This is a genomic window from Streptomyces sp. WM6378 (genome assembly GCF_001279695.1).
Lineage (GTDB): Bacteria > Actinomycetota > Actinomycetes > Streptomycetales > Streptomycetaceae > Streptomyces.
Genome location: NZ_LGDD01000307.1, coordinates 39,822 through 58,420, shown reverse-complemented (window position 1 = coordinate 58,420; position 18,599 = coordinate 39,822). Strand labels below are relative to the sequence as shown.

At 72.3% G+C, this 18,599-nt stretch carries 20 protein-coding genes; 13 read left to right on the top strand and 7 right to left on the bottom strand.

Going from position 1 to position 18,599, the window contains the following annotated elements:
* The first annotated feature begins 29 nt into the window (after positions 1–29).
* Positions 30–1,247, top strand: a complete 1,218-nt coding sequence (locus ADK54_RS29175; protein WP_053728726.1) for an aminotransferase class I/II-fold pyridoxal phosphate-dependent enzyme — start codon at positions 30–32, stop codon at positions 1,245–1,247.
* Between the two features lie 175 nt (positions 1,248–1,422).
* Here the strand turns inward: ADK54_RS29175 and ADK54_RS29170 are convergent, their stop codons facing one another.
* Entirely contained in the window at positions 1,423–2,088 is a 666-nt protein-coding gene (locus tag ADK54_RS29170; RefSeq protein ID WP_234392250.1) for a DedA family protein, read from the bottom strand.
* On the bottom strand, positions 2,082–2,852 hold the full coding sequence (locus tag ADK54_RS29165; RefSeq protein ID WP_053728725.1) for an MBL fold metallo-hydrolase: 771 nt from the start codon (positions 2,850–2,852) through the stop codon (positions 2,082–2,084). Before ADK54_RS29165 ends, ADK54_RS29170 begins: the two co-directional genes overlap by 7 nt.
* A gap of 106 nt (positions 2,853–2,958) precedes the next feature.
* On the opposite strand from ADK54_RS29165, the gene ADK54_RS48600 reads away from it, so the two are divergent.
* The 11 genes from ADK54_RS48600 (at position 2,959) to ADK54_RS46290 (ending at position 13,312) form a co-directional block, all read left to right on the top strand.
* Positions 2,959–3,063 (top strand): NADH pyrophosphatase zinc ribbon domain-containing protein, encoded by a 105-nt coding sequence (locus ADK54_RS48600; RefSeq protein ID WP_323177933.1) that lies wholly within the window; start codon positions 2,959–2,961, stop codon positions 3,061–3,063.
* A 44-nt stretch (positions 3,064–3,107) separates the two neighbouring features.
* Entirely contained in the window at positions 3,108–3,512 is a 405-nt protein-coding gene (locus tag ADK54_RS29160; RefSeq protein WP_053728724.1) for a hypothetical protein, read from the top strand.
* 85 nt (positions 3,513–3,597) lie between these two features.
* Positions 3,598–5,721, top strand: a complete 2,124-nt coding sequence (locus ADK54_RS29155; protein WP_234392249.1) for a phage holin family protein — start codon at positions 3,598–3,600, stop codon at positions 5,719–5,721.
* Between the two features lie 69 nt (positions 5,722–5,790).
* On the top strand, positions 5,791–7,137 hold the full coding sequence (locus ADK54_RS29150) for an amino acid permease (protein WP_053728722.1): 1,347 nt from the start codon (positions 5,791–5,793) through the stop codon (positions 7,135–7,137).
* 122 nt (positions 7,138–7,259) lie between these two features.
* Positions 7,260–8,531, top strand: coding sequence for a DUF2993 domain-containing protein (locus ADK54_RS29145; RefSeq protein ID WP_063802075.1), 1,272 nt, complete (start codon positions 7,260–7,262; stop codon positions 8,529–8,531).
* 39 nt (positions 8,532–8,570) lie between these two features.
* On the top strand, positions 8,571–9,368 hold the full coding sequence (locus ADK54_RS29140) for an inositol monophosphatase family protein (protein WP_053728720.1): 798 nt from the start codon (positions 8,571–8,573) through the stop codon (positions 9,366–9,368).
* A 320-nt stretch (positions 9,369–9,688) separates the two neighbouring features.
* On the top strand, positions 9,689–10,972 hold the full coding sequence (locus ADK54_RS29135) for a hypothetical protein (protein ID WP_053728719.1): 1,284 nt from the start codon (positions 9,689–9,691) through the stop codon (positions 10,970–10,972).
* Between the two features lie 118 nt (positions 10,973–11,090).
* Positions 11,091–12,266, top strand: a complete 1,176-nt coding sequence (locus ADK54_RS29130; protein WP_420717422.1) for a serine hydrolase domain-containing protein — start codon at positions 11,091–11,093, stop codon at positions 12,264–12,266.
* 95 nt (positions 12,267–12,361) lie between these two features.
* Positions 12,362–12,556, top strand: coding sequence for an antitoxin (locus tag ADK54_RS29125; RefSeq protein WP_053728717.1), 195 nt, complete (start codon positions 12,362–12,364; stop codon positions 12,554–12,556).
* 210 nt (positions 12,557–12,766) lie between these two features.
* The gene (locus ADK54_RS29120) at positions 12,767–13,102 is read left to right on the top strand and encodes a hypothetical protein (protein ID WP_159047928.1); all 336 of its coding nucleotides are present in this window, start codon (positions 12,767–12,769) and stop codon (positions 13,100–13,102) included.
* A gap of 60 nt (positions 13,103–13,162) precedes the next feature.
* Positions 13,163–13,312 carry a hypothetical protein gene (locus tag ADK54_RS46290; RefSeq protein ID WP_159047927.1) on the top strand — a complete coding sequence of 50 codons (150 nt, stop codon included), beginning with the start codon at positions 13,163–13,165 and terminating at the stop codon, positions 13,310–13,312.
* A 41-nt stretch (positions 13,313–13,353) separates the two neighbouring features.
* Here ADK54_RS46290 and ADK54_RS29115 read toward each other — a convergent pair whose 3' ends face one another.
* The 3 genes from ADK54_RS29115 to ADK54_RS29105 form a co-directional block, all read right to left on the bottom strand.
* Positions 13,354–14,328 (bottom strand): glycoside hydrolase family 6 protein, encoded by a 975-nt coding sequence (locus ADK54_RS29115; RefSeq protein ID WP_078966723.1) that lies wholly within the window; start codon positions 14,326–14,328, stop codon positions 13,354–13,356.
* A gap of 120 nt (positions 14,329–14,448) precedes the next feature.
* Entirely contained in the window at positions 14,449–15,003 is a 555-nt protein-coding gene (locus ADK54_RS29110) for a GNAT family N-acetyltransferase (RefSeq protein ID WP_053728715.1), read from the bottom strand.
* Between the two features lie 91 nt (positions 15,004–15,094).
* On the bottom strand, positions 15,095–15,763 hold the full coding sequence (locus ADK54_RS29105; protein ID WP_053728771.1) for a hypothetical protein: 669 nt from the start codon (positions 15,761–15,763) through the stop codon (positions 15,095–15,097).
* A 190-nt stretch (positions 15,764–15,953) separates the two neighbouring features.
* Here ADK54_RS29105 and ADK54_RS29100 point away from each other — a divergent pair, with 190 nt between their 5' ends.
* On the top strand, positions 15,954–16,331 hold the full coding sequence (locus ADK54_RS29100; RefSeq protein ID WP_053728714.1) for a nuclear transport factor 2 family protein: 378 nt from the start codon (positions 15,954–15,956) through the stop codon (positions 16,329–16,331).
* Here the strand turns inward: ADK54_RS29100 and ADK54_RS29095 are convergent.
* Positions 16,321–17,127, bottom strand: a complete 807-nt coding sequence (locus ADK54_RS29095; protein WP_053728713.1) for a helix-turn-helix domain-containing protein — start codon at positions 17,125–17,127, stop codon at positions 16,321–16,323. The two genes, ADK54_RS29100 and ADK54_RS29095, sit on opposite strands and share 11 nt — an antisense overlap.
* A 3-nt stretch (positions 17,128–17,130) precedes the next feature.
* Positions 17,131–18,543 carry a glycosyltransferase family 87 protein gene (locus ADK54_RS29090; RefSeq protein WP_053728712.1) on the bottom strand — a complete coding sequence of 471 codons (1,413 nt, stop codon included), beginning with the start codon at positions 18,541–18,543 and terminating at the stop codon, positions 17,131–17,133.
* Positions 18,544–18,599 lie beyond the last annotated feature (56 nt).

The following is an 18,599-nucleotide window of genomic DNA, read 5'->3' as shown; positions in this document are numbered from 1 at the left end:
TGCCGGACAGGGCCCGAGGAGGGAACGGGATGCAGGGGACGGTCGGCGAAGGGCGCGGGCCGGTGCGGTACGGGCCGCCCGCGCCCGGGCCCGCGCTGCCCGTGCTCCCGGAACTCGCCGCGGTGCTCGCGGCCGGCGCCGGGCGCACCGAACCCGAGCCGCCCGGTGGTGGGCCCGCACTGCGCGAGGCGGCCTGCGGCTACTGGCTGCGGCGCGGGCTGCCCACCGCGCCGGACCGGGTCGTCGCGGCGCCCGGCGCGCAGGCGCTCCTGATCGCGCTGCTCGGCGCGTACGGCGGTGACGTGCTCATGCCCAGGCCCTGCCCGGCGTGGTGGGCCCCGCAGGCCCGGCTGCTCGGCAGACCCGCCTACCACGTGCCCACCCCGGCCGAGTGCGGCGGCGTACCCGATCCGTACGCCCTGCTCGAAACCGTTCGCCGGGTGCGGGCCGAGGGCGGCCGGCCCCGGCTGCTGCTGCTCTGCGTCGCCGACGATCCGACCGCGACCGTGGCGCCGCCCGAGACCGTACGGGAGGCCTGCGAGGCGGCCGTCGGCGAGGGGCTGCACGTCATCAGTGACGAGACCTGGCGGGACACCGTGCACCGCCCGCACGAGACGGTGCCGATCAGCCCCGCCGAGATGTGCCCCGACGACGTCACCGTCCTCGCCGACCTCGGTGGCGCTTTCACCCCGCCCGGCTGGCCCGCGGCCGTCGCCCGCTTCCCCGCCGCCGCGGCCGACGTCCCGCGCCGGGAACGCACCCTGGACATCCTCGCCGCGCTCGGCGACGTCGTCGCCGCGCCCATCGCCGCGGCCGCTGCCCTCGCTCTCACCGAACCGGCCCCCGTCGTCGAGCGCACCCGCCGGGCCGCCGCCCTGCACGCCCGTGTCGCGGCCGCCGCACACCACGCCGTGCTCGACGCCGGCGCCATGGCCCGGCTCCCGCAGGCCGGCCGCCATCTGTACGCCGACCTCGGCCCGTTCCGCACCCGCCTCGCCGCCCACGGAGTCACCGACTCCATGGAGCTGGAGGACTACCTGACGGCCCGCCTCGCCGCCCCCGCCCCCGGCGGCCACCGCTTCGGCGACGAACTCGGCGCCCTGCGCGTCCGCCTCGCCACCGGGCCGCTGCTCGGCTCGACCGAGGAGCAGCGCCTGGACTCCCTCGAAGCGGCCGACCCGCTCCAACTCCCGCACGTGCGCGAGGCGTTGAGCCACTTCGCGTCGGTACTCGCCGAACTGCGCTGACCCGTGGGCGACCGCCGAGCCGGCCGGCCCTCGCCATCCGAGGCCATGGAGGGCCGAGAGCGCTCTCGGCCCTTCGGCGCGAGTTGCGCCGCCCGGCACTAGGAAGGCGTGAGAGCGCTCTCACGCCCCGGCGTGCGTCCCGTCTCCAAGCGCTTATGGCCGACCGAGAGCGCTCTCAGCCGCCGCCCTCCACACCCTCTCCGCCCGGCGCCACCCGCCTCCGCCGCACCCGCCGCCACCCCGCGGGTGCGCCACTGATCAACAGCGTCAGGGCGACCGCCACCACGACGCCCTTCCACGGCTCGTCGAAGAGGGAGCCGCCGAGGATGCCGATCAGGCCGTACGCACCCGCCCAGGCCAGGCACGCGGGGACGTCGCCGCGTACGAACGTCCGCAGAGGCATGTCGCCGAGCAGGCAGGCCAGCATCACCGGGATCCGCCCGGCCGGCACCAGGCGGGACAGGACCAGGACGACCACGCCGTGATCGTTCAGCTTGCGCCGGGCCTGTTCGAGGTGGTCCGGCGCGGCCCGGCCGCGCAGCGCCGCCAGCCAGCGCGAGCCGTTCTTCGAGCGCACCCCGCGCTGCCCCAGCCAGTACAGTGCGACGTCGCCCAGGAACGCGGCCAGCGCGCCCACCCCGAACACCAGCAGCGGCGAGAACCAGGCGGTCTGGTGGAAGGCCACCACCGCGGCCGTCGACACCAGCGCCCCCGTGGGCACCACCGGCACCAGCGCCCCGAGGATCACGAGCACGAACAGCGTCGGGTAGCCGACGGCCTGCTGGGTCGTCTCCGGCGTCACCGCCGAGGCCAGCTCAAGGACCCGGCCCGCGATCACCACCCGGCCTCCAGACGTACGCTCTCGCCGTGCCCGAGCCGGTGCACCGCCGCCTTCGGGGCGAGCCGGGCCGCCTGGCGCACGAACTCCTCGCCCGGGGCGTGGAACTCGTGCGGCCGCACGCCGTCCATGCCGATCGGCCAGTACGTGCCGTAGTGCACCGGCACCGCCGAGAGCGCTCCCAAAGAGGCCAGCGCCTGAGCCGCGCGCCCCGCGTCGAGATGACCGAGGCCCAGGCACGGGCCCCAGCCGCCGACCGGGAGCAGCGCGACATCCACCGGCCCCACGGCCTGCGCCATGCCCTCGAACAGGCCGGTGTCCCCGGCGAAGTAGGTGCGGGCCCCGCCCTCGACGACGTAGCCGAGCGCGGCGGAGCGGTGCGGTCCCATCGGCAGCCTGCGGCCGTCGTGCCGGGCGGGCACGGCCCGCACCCGCAGGGCCCCGACCTCGACGGTGTCGCCGGCCCGCACCTCGGTGATGCGCAGGCCGAGCCTCCTGAGCCCCGGCACCGCACGAGCCGCCCCGGCCGGCGCGATCAGCCGGGTGCCGGGCGCGAGCCGGGCGAGCGAGGGCACGTGCAGATGGTCGGCGTGCAGATGCGAGACGAGCACCGCGTCCGCCGCGGCCGCCTCGGGCGGCGGCACCGCGCCCCGGCGCCGGCGCAGATGCGCGAGGCGGCGCGCGAACAGCGGATCGGTCAGCAGCCGCACCCCGGACTCCTCGATCGTGCAGGTGGCATGACCCCACCAGGTGACCTCCACCGGCACGAAATCCTCTCCTCGGCTCGACGATGGTTGATGACGAGCCTAAATCTCCGCGCGCGCAAACCACGGGTGTCGGGGTAGGCATCCCGCACCAGAGGGGAGGCGCGCCGTGACCATGCACTCCGAGCAGTGTCCGCGCTGCGGAGGGGTCCTGGCGGTGAGCCAGGACGGCTGGAAGATCTGCCACTCCTGCGGCTACTCCTCGCCACCGTGAAGGGGGAGTAGGGTCGGCCCCGACAGCTCGTACAGGGGGACGGTATGGACGACGTACGTGTGGCGGCGATCGCCAGCCTGACCCCGCTCGAAGAACTCGATCTCGATCCCTTCCTGGTGGACACCCGCAGCCAGCACGAGATGTGCGCGAAGTGGGCCGCGGGCCGAGGCTACGTCGTCACCAGGCAGTTGCTTTTCTACGGTCTGCGTCCGGACCACGTCGGCCTCTGGGCGGATGTGGACGCGGGCCTCGTCGACGTGTTCGTCGCGCCCAACGAGCGTGTTCTGGCACGGGCGTTGACGTCCGTGCCGGAGTTCTCCGCCGAGTGCGAGCGGCGCGGTGTGCGCCTGGAGACGGCCGGGCTCGACGAGCCCGCCTACGACGCCACCAAGAAGGCCCACATCCACCGCCGCCTGTCGATGCCCACCGCCGGATACGACGGCTGCTGACCGCACCCTCCCGCACGAGGCCACGGCCCCTTTGCACCCTTATGGCAGGGTGGAGAAGGAACGGGCAAGGCGAAAGGCGGGCGGCGTGGGGCGATGGCGGACGACGGGCAGCGCCCTGCTGCGGGTGATCGTCGTGTGGGTCGTCTCGACGCTCACCATGATGCTGCTCGCGGGGATCCTGCCCGACTTCAAGCTCACCTCCGACAACGGCGACAGCATCACCCGGGTCGCACTCACCGCGGCCTGGGGCGCCGGCGCGTTCGGCCTGCTCAGCGCGCTGGTGTGGCCGCTGGTGGTGCGGGCGTTCCTGCTGGTGCCGGCGCTCGTGCTCGGCCTCCTCGTGTTCTTCCTGAACGGCTCGCTGCTCCTGATCGCGCTCCGCCTCATCCCGACCGGCCGGGGCGCCGCCGAGCCCGAGACCGCGGTGATCGTCGCCGCCGTGATGTCCGCCGTGGCGTCGGCGACCTCGACCGCGCTCGCCGTACGCGACGACGACGCCTACCGGCGCCGGCTCTCCCGGCTCGCCGACCGCCGCCGGCGCAGGCGCGGCGAAGGGCCGGTGCCGCAGCCGCCCGGCATCGTCTTCCTCCAGCTCGACGGCGTCGGTGAACACGTGCTGCGCGACGCCGTCGAGGCGGGCCTGATGCCGACCGTCGCCACCTGGCTGAAGGGCACGCACCGGCTCACCCCCTGGCGCACCGACTGGTCGAGCCAGACCGGCGCGAGCCAGCTCGGCATCCTGCACGGCTCCACCTTCGACGTACCGGCCTTCCGCTGGTACGAGAAGGAGAGCGGCGACGTCATGGTCTCCAACCGGCCCGCCTCCGCCGTCGAACTGCAGCGCCGGGCCGTCGAGCGCACCGGCGACGGCGGACTGCTCACCCTCGACGGAGCCAGCCGCGGCAACCTGTTCTCCGGCGGCGCCGACCAGGTCGCCCTCGTCCTGACGGTGGCCGCCCGGCGCGGCCGCCGCAACCGCTCCCGCGCCGGATACTTCGCCTACTTCTCCGACCCCGCCAACGCGGTCCGCACCGCGCTCTCGTTCGTCGCCGAGGTCGGCCGTGAGATCGCCCAGTCGGCCCGGGCCAGGGTCCGCAAGGAGACCCCGCGCATCAAACGCGGCGGCCTCTACCCCTTCATCCGCGCCTTCGCGACGGTCGTGGAGCGGGACGTGGTCGTCGCCGCCGTCATGGGCGACATGCTCGCCGGACGCACCGCCGTCTACGCCGACCTCGTCGCCTACGACGAGGTCGCCCACCACTCGGGGCCGCAGGGCAGGGACACCGATCAGGTCCTCGGGCGCCTGGACCGCTCCCTCGCGCTGATCGCCGGCGCCGCTCAGCATGCCCCGCGCGGCTACCGCATAGTGCTCCTGTCCGACCACGGCCAGAGCCCCGGCGACACCTTCGAGGGCGCGTACGGACTGACCCTGAAGGATCTCGTACGGGCCGGCTGCGGGCTGCCCGTGCCGCGCCGGGCCCGCCGCACCCGCAGCGGTGCGGAGGCGAGAGACGCGGTGCGGGTCGCGCTGCACCGCCCGGTCGAGGAGGGTGAGGAATCACGGCCGGGCCCGGGGTCCGACCCGGTCGTGCTCGCTTCCGGCAACCTCGGCCTGATCTCGTTCCCCGACACCGAGGGCCGCATGACCCGCGAGCAGATCGACCGCCGCCACCCGGCGCTGCTCGCGACCCTGGCGAGCCACCCCGGCATCGGCTTCCTCCTCGTACGCAGCCAGGAGCACGGCGCGGTGGTGCTCGGCTGGGGCGGCAGCGAGGTGCCGCTGGCCCAACTCGCCGACGGGCAAGGCCCGTTGAAGGGGTTCGGGCGCGGCGCGGCCGACGCGGTGCGCCGCACGGACACCTTCCCGCACACCGCCGACATCATGGTCAACTCGATGTACGACCCGGCCACCGGCCAGGTGCACGCCTTCGAGGAGCAGATCGGCTCGCACGGCGGACTCGGCGGCGAGCAGTCCCGCCCCTTCCTGCTCTCCCCGCTCGACCTCACCGAACCGGTGCCGGACGGTGGAGAACTCGTCGGCGCGGAACAGGTGCACCACGTCCTGCGCCGCTGGCTGCGCGAGGGCCGGGGCCCGCAGGTCCCGGTGAGTGCCGAGGTCCTGGCCGGAGTGGAGAATTCGCCGTCAACGGACCGAACGGAAGGACCATTTCCGGTTGGCGGCCTCACCCGGCAGGACAAAACCAGCTGATTTTGTGCGGTGCCCCACGTACCCGACCATGGTCAGGTTTGTCCCGTACGAGAGGCGCCCCCACCCACCATGACCACGCAAGAAACCCAGAGCAAGCACGCCCGGCAATTCGGCCTGCCGGTCGCGACCGCTCTGGTCATGGGCAACATCATCGGCGGCGGAATCTTCCTGCTGCCCGCCTCCGTCGCCCCGTTCGGCACGATCAGCCTGGTCGCGTTCGCCGTCCTTACGGCCGGCGCGATCACGCTCGCCCTCGTCTTCGGCCGGCTCGCCGAGCGGCACCCGCAGACCGGCGGCCCGTACGTCTACGCCCGCGCGGCCTTCGGCGACTTCGCCGGGTTCCTCGCCGCCTGGTCCTACTGGATCACCACCTGGGTCTCGAACGCGGCCCTCGCGGTCGCCGCCGTCGGCTACCTCGACGTGCTCATACCCGTGCACGAATCCAAGGCGGCGACGATCACCGCGGCCCTGCTGCTCCAGTGGCTCCCGGCCCTCGCCAACCTCGCGGGCACCCGGTACGTGGGCGCGGTCCAACTCGTCGCCACCGTCCTGAAGTTCGCACCGCTGCTCCTGGTCGCGGTCGGTGGCCTCTTCTTCTTCGATCCCGCCAATCTCGGCCCCTTCCAGGCCGGTGGCCAGTCCGGGCTCGGCGCGATATCCGCCTCCGCCGCGATCCTGCTGTTCAGCTACCTCGGCGTCGAGTCCGCCGCCGTCAGCGCGGGCGAGGTCCGCGACCCGCGCCGCAACGTCGGCCGCGCCACCATCCTGGGCACCATGGGCGCCGCCGTGATCTACCTCCTGGGCACGCTCTCCGTCTTCGGCACGGTCCCGCACGACAAGCTCGTCGGCTCCACCGCCCCCTTCACGGACGCCGTGAACTCCATGTTCGGCGGCTCCTGGGGCGGCACCGCGGTCGCGCTCGCCGCCCTCGTCTCCATGGTCGGCGCCCTCAACGGCTGGACCCTGCTGAGCGCCCAGACCCCGTACGCCGCCGCCAAGGACGGCCTCTTCCCGCAGGTGTTCGGGCAGAAGAAGCGCGGCGTCCCGACGGTGGGCGTCCTGGTCACCGCCGTCCTCGCCTCGCTCCTGACGGTCTACAACTACACGGCCGGATCCAAGGGCGTCTTCGAGATCCTGGTCCTGGTGACCACCTTCACGGCGACCGTGCCCTACCTCCTGTCGACCGCCGCGCAGATCTACTTCCTCGCCTCCGGCCAGGGGGAGCGAGTGCACCGCTCCCGTCTGATCCGCGACGCGGTCCTGGCCGTCCTGGCCTTCGGCTTCTCGATGTGGCTGGTGGCGGGCTCCGGTTACGAGGCCGTCTACCAGGGCGTGCTGTTCCTCTTCGCCGGCGTCCTCGTGTACGCGTGGATGGCGGCCCGCAAGCAGCACGCCCGGGGGAAGTCCGCCGCCTGACGTGTTGTTCGCCACCCTGCGCGCCGCGCGGGGGTCAACGGGGCGTCAGGGTTCGGGCCATTTGGGACGTACCGCCGGTAGTGGGTTGCGGACGAGTGGATCACGTGTGGTGGGATGAGCCGATGCGACCCCCCACACGCATGCACGCTCGCTACCGCAACCCCTATGACGAACTGGCGGCCCTGGCAGACCCCGAGCCCGACCCCCACCCGGCCGAGGAACCCTGGAACGACCCCGGTTACGCCACCCAGGAGATACCGGAAGCGATACCGGCCGAGGCGCCCTCCGGCCTGGTGGACGCCGACCCCGACCACGACTTCTGGTCCCGGCCGCAGCGCCGCCGCGCCAGGCGCTGTCGCCGCAGTCGGGGGAGCCTGCTCGCGGCCGTGCCCCGCGCGGCCAAACTGCTCGTCGCCCTGGTGGTGGGCGCCGCCTTCCTGGTCCTCGCGGACCGCTGCGCGGCGATGTACGCGGAGAAGAAGGCGCAGCAGGCGATCCAGAACGACCTCCAGCTGGCGGCCGCGCCCCAGGTGGACATCCACGGCTTCCCCTTCCTCACCCAGGTCCTGGACAAGCACCTGGAGCGCGTGGACGTCACCGTGCCGCACGTGCCCGCCGACCGCGTGTCCCTCGCGAAGGTGCGGGCCAGCGCGCGCGACATCGAGCTGACGGGCAATCTGCCCAGCGACATCAGCGGTGCGGTCGTCGGCAACCTGGACGGCGAGATCACCCTGTCGTTCGACGACCTGAACCGTGAACTCGCCGCATCCCAGGTCAAGTTCAGCCGCCGTGGCGACAACTCGGTCGGCGCGGACGGCAAGTTGACCATCGCGGGTCAGGAGCTGCACGTCAGCGCGGAGGCCCAGCTGCGCCTCGTCGGCGACCAGGGCCTGTCCACCGACATCGACGGCATGAGCCTCGACATGCCCGGCATCGCCACGTACCGCCCGGGCCGGGACAGGGGCCTGACCCTGCACCGCGAGACCGCCGAACTCATCAGCCGGGACACGGCACGGGTCAAGGCACTCCTTTCGGTACCGGCCGTGGTGAAGCGGCTCGGAGTCCCGGACAACGACGTCGAGCTGGCGCTGAAGAACGAGGCGAAGCTCCATGAACTGGTGGGTACGCCCCAGTTCATCGACCAGCTGATGCGGGTCAACCTCGTCGATGTCGTGGCGGACCACCCCTGGCTCCTCGCCAAGGTGGGCATCGACCCGAAACTGATCACCGGCCTGATCGCGATGCGCCCCCCGGAGCTCTCCGACCGCCTGTCCTTCTCGTTCACGCTGCCGAGGGAGGCGAAAGACCTCCAACTGCGCGGCGTACACGTCGAGAAGAACGGCATCGTGGCGACGGTCTCGGGGATGGGCCTGGCGGTGGGGAAGGGCCGGTGACGCCGTGACCGCCGCACAGGGCGCGGTATTGTGCGCGGCATGATCAACTCATCCGCGCGTTCCGACGACGCCGAGGTCGCGATGGCAGCGGCAGCCGCCGGCGCGGACGTGGTGCGCTCCCTGTACGGTCGGCGGCTCGCCCGCATCGACAAGGGCGCCGGAGACTTCGCCACCGCCGCCGACGTGGCCGCGGAGAAGGCGATCCTCGACGTCATCCGTGCCGCTCGGCCCGATGACGCGGTGCTCGGCGAGGAAGGCGGGCAGCAGGGTGGCGCGGATGCGGGGCGCCAGTGGCTGGTGGACCCGTTGTGCGGCACGCTGAACTACGCCGTCGCCAGCATGCTGGTGGCCGTCAACGTGGCGCTGCGCGACAGGGCGGCGGCAGTGGCCGACCCGTTCGGCGGCGAGGTCTTCTGCACCGACGGCGAGACCGCCTGGGTACGGCGTGACGGGAGCGACGACGTGCTGGTGCCCTCGCCAGCCACGCGCCTGGTGGACGTCAACCTGGATCCGCCGTTCCCGAACGCGCCCGGGTTCCGCGCCACCGACCTGCTTGCCCACCCCGACTTCGTCGCCCGGTTCCGGCCGAGGGTGGTGTCCACGACGCTGGCGCTGACCTGGGTCGCGGCCGGCAAGCGGGCCGCCTACGTCACCGACGGCGGCGACCTCTCGGGCAGCGTGCACTTCGCCGCCGGCATCGCCTTGTGCCGGGCGGCCGGCTGCGTGGTCACCGGCATCGACGGCGCCCCGCTCGGTCCGGACGGCCGCGGCCTCGTGGCGGCTGCCGACGCCGAGACCCACGAACTGCTGATGGCGATGATCCGCGGCCGGGGCTAGCTTCACGCCCCAACTACCCTGAAAAACCTAGGACTTGAACCGGACGAAGGGCGCACCGGCCGCTCACCGGATCGTCATCGACTCGGCCAGTCCGGTGCGCCGCCGCTCGTGAGTGACCACGCAGGGTACGGGTGGCGCCGCCCGCACGGGGCTTGGAACCCTCCTTGGAATCACCCCCATTCCCCACCCGCGCCGCCCGGAATTCAGCCACCACCCCCGCTGGCCTGAACGCCACGCGAACGAGCCCTGCGCAATTGACGGCCTCACATACCGCGGGCAGCCTTGCGCCCACCGAATCGGCCGAGAGATTGGGGACGCGCATGACCGCCAAGGGGAACGGAAAGGCCGCCGACGAGCCGTACGTCATCACCGGACGGGGAAAGGAATCGGCGCCCAAGAACGCCTTCTCCCTGTTCGCCGACGTCAATTACAACGTCGGGGGACCGCGCACCAAAATCCTCGTCATTCCGGCCAACGGCACGGCGAACAACTTCAGCGACTACGGCTTCGACCAGAGCGACGACGGTGTGAGCAGCGTCGTCAACAACACCGATCGGGACAACATCCTCTTCACGCGGACCAACCAGGGCGGCGCGCAGTTGCCCGTCCCCGCCAACTCTTCGATCACCGACCTCACGAAGACCCCGCTCTCCGGCAGCTCCACCGGCACCTGGAACGACCAGGCCCAGTCCGCGCTCGCCTTCAACAAGCCCGTGCCGCTGCCGGTGTTCACCGCACCGAAGCCCAGCGCGCAGATCCAGGACCGCCGCCAGGCGATCCAGGGCAACGCGGCCCCCGACGTCCAGCAGGTGCTGCTCCACGAAGGGGCCAGGCTCCTCGGCAGCTGCCCGGTCAAGGACAACAAGTGGGAGTACGCCCCGGACACGGACTGGCCGCTCGGTCAGCACGACCTGTCCGCCATCGCCGTGCGCGACAACGTGCAGTCCGGCCGGGCGCCGCTGCGCTTCTACGTCACCCTGCCCACGCCCGTCGTGGACATCAGGTCGCCCAAGGCGGGCGCCGAAGTGGACAGCGGGGCCGCCGTCGACGGCGTCGCGTTCAACGCCGACACGGTCACGCTCACCGCGGGCGGCACCCGGCTCGGCACCGCCAAGGTGACCAGCAACGTGTGGAGTTACGCCCGCGAGGGCGGCTGGTCGCTGGGCAAGCACAGCGTGACGGCGACGGCCGTCCGCGGCGGCCAGGAGTCGGAACCGGACACCGTGAACTTCACCGCGGCCAACAAGAACCTCAAGGTCGACTACAAATTCAACTCGGCCTGGCAGGACTGGCAGACCCACAAGTACATCCACTCCTACGACGTCACCATGCACGCCGGGGAGACCGATGTGAAGCACTGGAATGTCGGCTTCGGTCAGCTCCCGGACGGGTCGGTGCTCGCCCCGGAATTCGAAACCAGCTTCTGGGGGCTGATCATCGACGACGGCTCCGACGGCAACGTCGCCCTCGGCTCTCCTCCCGAGGGCGTCCACATCGTCCCGGCCAAGGGAAAGCTGACCATTCGCGTACTCGTCCTCATCCCGAACCAGGACGAGGCGAACCACAAGCTCTACGGCCTGTTCGCGAAGTCCCTGAAGGAGTAAGGGGGTTGTCCCCACCCGAAATCGGGTGGGCAGCCTGATCACCTCGGGCGGCCGTATCCGGAAACGTTGGGCCCGGAAGATTTCGCTGGTTTCCCAATGATTCCAAGGGAGTTGCTTCGTGCGCGAGCAGACATGGCAGGGGTGCGGTTCGTCCGAGGGGCGGCGGTCCGGTCGGCGCAGGTTCTTGTCGGCCTCAGTGGCCGTGGCCGCCGCGGTGGTGGCGATGGGGGCGCTGACACCGCCCTCGGCGTCCGCGGCCGCCAAGCCGGACTCCGTACAGCAGAGTCTCGACGCACTGGTGCGGAACGACGGCATGCCCGCCGCACTGGCCGGCGTCAAGGACCGTGACGGCCACGTCCGCAACTACACCGCGGGGGTCGGTGACCTGGCCACCGGTTCGAAGGTGCCCAAGGACGGGCAGGTGCGGATCGGCAGCAACACCAAGACGTTCACCGCGGTGGTCGTGCTGCAACTGGTCGGGGAGGGGAAGATCGGCCTCGACGCGTCGGTCGAGACCTACCTCCCCGGACTCGTACGGGGCGAAGGCATCGACGGGCGCCACATCACCGTCCGCCAGCTCCTCCAGCACACCAGCGGACTCCCCAACTACACCGACGGCCTGGACGTCGACGCCGTCCGGTACCAGTACTTCGAACCCCGCGAGCTGCTCGACCGCGCCCTGAAGCACAAGGCCGACTTCCCGCCGGGCACGAAATGGGCGTACAGCAACACGAATTACCTGTTCGCAGGCCTGATCGTCCAGAAGGTCACCGGCCGGCCGCTCGCCGAGGAGATCACCCACCGCGTCGTCGACCGCGTCGGGCTGCGCCACACCTACTTCCCCGCCGTCGGTGACATGACCATCCGCGAGGCCCACCCCAAGGGCTACCGCAGAGACTCGGCGGGCGCGCCGCTGCGCGACTTCACCGAGATGGACCCCTCCTGGGGCTGGGCGGCAGGCCAGATGATCTCCACCAACTCCGACCTCGACCGGTTCTACACCGCCCTTCTCGGGGGCGGTCTCCTCCCCGCTGCCCAGCTCGCCCAGATGCGTACCACTGTCCCGGCCGAAGCGCTCGGCCACGGTGACCGCTACGGGCTGGGGATCGTGAGCCGGCCGCTGTCGTGCGGCGGCGCGTACTGGGGCCACGGCGGCGACATCCCGGGGTACGAGACCCGGGGCGGCGCCACCGACGACGGCCGGGGCGCCTACGTCGCGGTGACCACCGAGCCGTCGGACGAGGCGGCCGAGCGGCGCGTGGAGGCGGCCGTGGACACGGCTCTGTGCCGCTAACGCCCCCACCCGCCCCCGGGCGGCCTGCGCCTGGGGGTGCGAATCCGGGCGAATGCGCGGATGCTGGGTGTGCCAGCATCCGCAAGGAGGCAGATATGTCGATGCTCGACAAGCTGAAGGGCCTGCTCAAGGGGCACGAGGACACCGCGCGGCAGGGAGTCGAAAAGGCCGGCGACGCCTTCGACGCCAAGACCGGCAACAAGTACCAGAGCCAGGTCGACATGGCTCAGCAGAAGATCAACGAGCAGCTGGGCTCCGACAAGCCGCAGGACCCCCCTCCGCAGAGCTAGATCCCGAGAGCTGGGTCCCGCACGGTCGCGACCACGACTCCGCCCCCGCCGATCCCCGAGGATCGAGCGCGAGGGCGGGTCAGTGGTGCCCGGCGCCAGACCCGGCTCGATGTGCCAGTTCAGGTCGATATGTCAAGAGGAGTCACCCGGTAGAGCGGATCTGCCCGGGGTTCCTGCACGTAACGGGCATAGCTGGGCAGAGTGGTCCTCGTGCCGTCCGCCTCCCTCGCCGCCCTGCGCCGCGTCCTCGTGGTGCTGTCGGTGCTCTGCGCGCTGTTCGGGGCAACGCCTGGAGTGCAGGCGTGCGAGGAGCGGACGGTGGACGCGGCCGCGGTGTCGGTCGCCCCCGAGCCGTCGAGCGAGGGCGTCCAGGACGCGGCCGAAGCGGTACTTCCCGTGCAGCCGTTCCGGCCCGCGCGGCCGGTCCGCCCGCCGGTGGCCGAGGCGCCGCGACCGGAATCCGTGTCGCCGCCCTCCGCCGCGTACGACAACGCCCGTCGGCCCGCTGCCGCGACGGGCGTTCGCTGTGTGGTGCTGCGCTGCTGACCGTTCCGTACGGAACCGGATCGGTCAGTCAACTCACCTACGCAGCAAGGTGGTTCAACCATGCCCATCGACCCGTTCGCGGCGCTCAACGCCATGATCCGAGCCGAGGCCGCCCGCGTCCGGCCCGTCGGGACCGGTACGCCCAAGAAGGGAATGAAGACGACAGAGAGGCGGGAGGAGCGCCCGAAGGAGGAGCGCCAGAGGAGCTGAACCGTGAGGTGGGCGCCCGGATTCTCTCGGGCGCCCACCGCTCACGCACCCGCCCTCCGCGCCAGCTCCAACGCGTACTCCGGCCACCACTGCCCCGCGCTCGGCCCGCCCCGGCAGTCGCCGTCCGATTCGCCGGGGCGCTTGATCCACAGGTAGGCGTCGATCAGCGGATCGCCCGTGGTCGCCGTGGGCGGGGTGCCGAGGGCCCGGCCGGGCGGGTTGCACCAGGAGTCGCTGCCCGCGTACGGGCCGTTGCCGTTGCGGCTGGTGTCGAGGACGAAGTGCTTGCCGCCGAGCGCCGCCGAGAGCCGGTGCCCGTACGCGGCGCTGGACGCGTTCGTCTGGAACGCGGAGACGTTGAGCGAGAACCCGTCCGCCTTGCCCACGCCCGCCCGGACCAGCTGGTCCGCCAGGGTCGACAGGTCGGTGATCCAGTCGGAGTGCCCGGCGTCCAGATACACCTTCGTCGCCGGTCCCCGCTTCAACTGCCCTACGGCGTACGCGAGGAGAGCGATCCGCTCCTTGGAGGGGGCGGACTCGCAGCCGTCCACCAGCTGCGCGACCGCGTCCGGCTCGACGATCACCAAGGCCGGGCGCTCGCCGATGCCGCGCGCGAACGCGTCGATCCACAGCCGGTAGCCGGCCGCGCTGTCGGCACCGCCCTGCGAGTCGCCGTCGCAGTCGCGGTGGGGGATGTTGTACGCGACGAGGACCGGGACCCGTCCGGCGAGCGCGGCCGCACTCGTGACGCCCCGCACCGACTGCTCGACCCCCTCGGGCGGCGGCCATTCCGCCTGCGGCCGCAGCGAGATGCGCTCGATGAGCGCGGCGTCCGCGGTGCGCCCGGCCCGGCGCCACTCGGCGGCCTGCGTGGCGGCCGAGCTCACCGGGTTCACCCAGTACGGGCCGGGTCGGGGGTCGCCGGGCGCGGCCCGCGGGACGGCGAACCCGAGTGAGAGCGCGGCGGCGAGCGCCGTGAGACAGCAGCCGATACGGGAGCGAGACCAGCCGGACATGGGACTCCAGGAATGCCGAACCCACCAATACGCGGAGATCTTGGCACCCGGAGCCCGCCTCGCGCCCAGATCGGGGGCCGTACGGGGGAACGGCCGCGCAAGGGCAAGCCCGTATGCGGGTCAGCCCGCGTCGCGTACGTGGACGTGGCCGTCCCTGGGGTAGGGCGGGTGGGCGGGGAGGATCCGGTCCAGGCGGTAGCCGGTCTTCTCCGCGACGCGGCACGAGGCCAGGTTGTCGACCTGGTGGAGCAGTTCGAGGCGGCGCAGCCCGTCACCGGCGAAGGCGTCGAAGGCCCACCCCGAGAGCGCTTCCAGGGCGCGCGGGGCCACGCCCTGGCCACGGGCGTGGGCCATGGTCCAGTAGCCGACCTCGCCGACTTCACGGCCCTCTTCGTTCCACTTGAGGGAGATGTTGCACAGCAACTTGCCGTACCTGCCGTCGAGTTGGGCCTCGCAGACCGCGAAGCTGAGCCGCTTCCCGGTCTCCCGGCCCTCCCACTGCCTTTCGAGCCATCGCAGGGCGTCCTTAGGGGTCTCCATCGCAGTGGTTGTCCAGCGGGCTATCTCGGGGTCGCGGTACGCCTCGATGACAGCCTCGGCGTCGTCCGCAAGCCAGGGCCGCAGCACGAGCCCGCCCGACGTCGCCGTCGCCTCCACCCGCAGAGTCATCGTCATTCCCGTCCTCCTCGCAACGCGGTCCCTTTTCCTTGCCGCCTGCGTAAGAGTACGGAGGTGAGGCGGGCGGCCAAGAACTGGCCCGACCCGCTCAACAGGTGGGCGGGAGCCGGTTGTTGCGGACGTTTTCAGTCCGCTCCCGTGGACGGTGTCGCTCCGCGAGGAGTTCCGCGACGGCTCGCGCGGTCCACAGGCCCGACGTGCCCGGGCAGTCCGCCAAATAGGCGGTGACCACGTCCTTGTCCCAAGTACCCGCTTCCAGCAGCCCCATGGCCAGGTGCCGGAGGTAGGCGGCCGAGGGGGCTGTGCAGGCGACCTCGGCCATGCGCCAGGGGGCGGTGAACGTGAGCACGGGCCGGCCGTCGAGCCGGCCCGTACAGACGAGGGTTTCGTACCGCCCGTCGCCCAGCACCGCCCGTCCCGTGCCCAGCACCTCGCCGAGGTCGAGGTCCGCGCCGGGTTCCCGGTACATCTCCTGCGCCACGATGTCGGCGAACTGACCCGCCGAGACCAGGTGGGCGCGGGCCAGCACGACGCCGTCCGCATCGGGATCGTAGAAGGCCCGGCCGCCCTGCCAGACCGGCGACCGGGTCGCGAAGTAGAGCGCCCCGCGCAGCTCCACCGGGACGGACGCGGCGGGCGGCCGACGGTCCCGGCATCCCGGGTACGCCCGGGCCGCGCCCGGCGGCCGCCCGCCTTCGACGTAGTGGGCGAGCCGGTCGAGATGCATGTTGGAGCCGTACGAGGCGTACCAGACCATCCCTCCCGCGCCGACCGGACCACCTGCGGCCGAGTTGTCGTCCACCCCGTCACCTCTCCATTACCTGTGCGGTAATCGACCCCCTCGCCGTCCCCCGGCAGAGTTGGGGACATCGGGACCCGGGCGGCGCACTCCGGCCGGGTCCCGGGTTTCTGACCAGGCATCACGTACGTCACGGAGGCTGATTCCCATGTCCGAGAACCGCTACGAGACCGCCGTCGCCCGCTACTTCGAGGCCTGGAACGCCGGTTCGGCCGAGGATATCGCCAAGGCCGTCGCCGCGGCGTGGACCGAGGACGGGTCCTACACCGACCCCCTCGCCGAGGTCGCCGGCCACGACGGGGTGGCCGCCGTGATCGCCGGGGCACACGCCCAGTTCCCGGGGTTCGAGTTCCGGCTGCTCGGCGCGGTCGACGGCCATCACGACGTCGCCCGCTTCGGGTGGGAGCTGGTGTCGGTCGCCGACGGCTCGGCCCCGGTCGCCGGATTCGACGTGATCGCCCTCGCTGAGGACGGCCGCATCCGTACCGTGGCCGGATTCCTCGACCGCGTACCGGCTACGGCATGAGCGACTGAAGGTACTTCGCCGTCTCCGGGTCGGCCGGCAGGAACGTCTCGATGGCCAGCTCGGAGACGGTGACGTCCATCGGCGTGTTGAACGTGGCGATGGTCGATATGAAGGAAAGGACTGTCCCCGCGTGCTCGATGCGCAGCGGCAGCGCGAAGGGAAACACCGGGCCGGCCCCCGCATCGCCCGGCTCCTCCCGGCAGGCCGGGACGGGGTGGGCGGCGACCTCCTCGTACAGCTCGCGCAAGGTGTCGCTGCGCAGCAGCGCGATCTGCCGCTCCATCTGTTCGAGGAGGTGGCCGCGCCACTGCGGCAGGTTGCGGATGCGCGGGGCGAGGCCCTCGGGGTGGAGGGTCAGGCGCATCGCGTTCACCGGCGGCGCCAGCAGGTGCCCGGCCACGCCTTCGAGCAGCATCTCCATGCCCCGGTTCGCGGCGAGCACCGTGTACGTCGCGTCGACCATCAGCGCCGGGTACGGATCGTAGGCCTGGAGCAGCCGCTCCATTCCCTCGCGCAGGGAGCTCATCGACGGGTCGTCGAGCGGGGTCTGCGCGTAGTGCGGGGCGTAACCGGCCGCCAGGAGAAGCGCGTTGCGCTCGCGGACCGGCACGTCCAGGTGCTCGGCGAGGCGCAGGATCATCTCCTCGCTCGGGCGGGACCTGCCGGTCTCGATGAAGCTGATGTGCCGGGCCGACGAGTCGGCGCGCAGCGCGAGCTCCAGCTGGCTGATCCGGCGCTGCTCGCGCCAGCCGCGGAGCATCGCCCCTACTCCCGTTTCGAGTGCGGCAGTTGTCATAGCTCAGACATTAACCCGCGCCTGTGACAACGCCTCCGGGTGTCCCGCATCCACCCCCTTGCCGCGGCGCCTCAGCGCCCAGCCCGCGAGGACCGCGCCCGCCGCGACCCCGTACGCCGTCGTCGGTACGGGGAAGTCCGGCGCGGCCGGAGCCGTCACATACGCGGCCGCGCCCGCGGCGGCGACGGTGAGCCACTCCCACCGCCCGTCCAGGGCCACGAGGGCGACCAGGAGCAGCGCGTACCAGGAGTAGCCCGGCGTGAGCAGCAGGAAGGACCAGCCGAGCAGCAACAGGGCGCCGGACCAGGGGCGTTCGGGGTTTGTGCGCCGCAGCACGTACGCGGTCACCGCGAGCAGGACGGCGAGTGTGACCGGTAGGGACCAGCTGTCGGGCAGCGCCAGGCGGAGCAGCGCGAACCGGCCCCGCGCGGACGGATCGTCGTACCCCTCCTCCTCCGTGTAGCCGCCGAGATAGCCGAACACCGAGGAGTGGGAGGCGAGCGCGTACGGGAGATAGGAGAGCGCGATCCCGCCGACCGTCGACAGGATTACGGTGACCGGCCGCCGCCGCAGGACCGCGGGCAGAACCACGGCGGGCAGCAGCTTCACCGCGACACCGGCGCCGATCAGCGCCCCGCCCGCCGCGGCCCGCAGCCGCCCGATCGCGGGACGGCCCGTCAGCGTGCCGAGCCCCGCGACCGTCAACAGCACGGCCAGGCCGTCGACGTGGGCGTTGTTGACCGCCTCCACGGGCACGGCCGGACACCACGCCCAGTACGCGACGGCCGGCACCGGCGCGGCCGTCCCGTCCGGGCCGCGCCGCCGGACGATCCGCAACAGCCCGAGCGTGGTGCCCACCGCGAACAGGGCGCCGCCGATCTGCAGCGGCTTGAGGCGGGCGGAGCCCGGCGTGATCTCGTCCATCAGCAGGTAGTACGCCTCGGCGACGGGCGGGTAAATCGTGTGCACGGACGGCCTGTTGAGGAGCGTGCAGCCGCCGTCCACCGGGGCGTGGTCCGGCAGCGCGCACTGCGCCGGGTCCGTCGGGAACAGCCAGCGGTCGCGCAGCCCGGCGAGCTCGCGGTCGGCCGGAGCGTGGTCGTACGGGGAGATCCCGGCCGCCTGCACCCGGCCGTCCCAGGCGTAGCGGTAGGCGTCCGTGCTGGTGCGCGGGGGAGCGAGGAGGCCGGTCGCGGCCACCGCGATCCCGCCCGCGACGATCAGGGCGGCCTGGTGGCGGACCGGCACCTTGCGCAGCGACCAGGCGGCCGCGGCGAACACCAGCCAGGCCGCCGCGTACCACCAGGAGAGCCCGCCCGGGTCGGTGGCGTAGCCGTCGCGGCGGACGGTGAGGGCGAGCACGACGGTGAGCGCGGCGAGCAGGGCTGCGGTGCATGCGGTACGTCCATGGGTCACCCCGCGAGCCTCGCACCTCCGAACCGCTCCGGACGGCAGGCCGCCCCCGCCGTCCG

Coding starts and splice junctions, on each gene's coding strand:
- ADK54_RS29175 (WP_053728726.1), top strand. CDS start 30: ATGCAGGGGACGGTCGGCGAAGGGCGCGGGCCGGTGCGGTACGGGCCG.
- ADK54_RS29160 (WP_053728724.1), top strand. CDS start 3,108: ATGGACGACGTACGTGTGGCGGCGATCGCCAGCCTGACCCCGCTCGAA.
- ADK54_RS29150 (WP_053728722.1), top strand. CDS start 5,791: ATGACCACGCAAGAAACCCAGAGCAAGCACGCCCGGCAATTCGGCCTG.
- ADK54_RS29145 (WP_063802075.1), top strand. CDS start 7,260: ATGCGACCCCCCACACGCATGCACGCTCGCTACCGCAACCCCTATGAC.
- ADK54_RS29140 (WP_053728720.1), top strand. CDS start 8,571: ATGATCAACTCATCCGCGCGTTCCGACGACGCCGAGGTCGCGATGGCA.
- ADK54_RS29135 (WP_053728719.1), top strand. CDS start 9,689: ATGACCGCCAAGGGGAACGGAAAGGCCGCCGACGAGCCGTACGTCATC.
- ADK54_RS29125 (WP_053728717.1), top strand. CDS start 12,362: ATGTCGATGCTCGACAAGCTGAAGGGCCTGCTCAAGGGGCACGAGGAC.
- ADK54_RS46290 (WP_159047927.1), top strand. CDS start 13,163: ATGCCCATCGACCCGTTCGCGGCGCTCAACGCCATGATCCGAGCCGAG.
- ADK54_RS29115 (WP_078966723.1), bottom strand. CDS start 14,328: ATGTCCGGCTGGTCTCGCTCCCGTATCGGCTGCTGTCTCACGGCGCTC.
- ADK54_RS29110 (WP_053728715.1), bottom strand. CDS start 15,003: ATGACGATGACTCTGCGGGTGGAGGCGACGGCGACGTCGGGCGGGCTC.
- ADK54_RS29105 (WP_053728771.1), bottom strand. CDS start 15,763: ATGGTCTGGTACGCCTCGTACGGCTCCAACATGCATCTCGACCGGCTC.
- ADK54_RS29100 (WP_053728714.1), top strand. CDS start 15,954: ATGTCCGAGAACCGCTACGAGACCGCCGTCGCCCGCTACTTCGAGGCC.
- ADK54_RS29095 (WP_053728713.1), bottom strand. CDS start 17,127: ATGACAACTGCCGCACTCGAAACGGGAGTAGGGGCGATGCTCCGCGGC.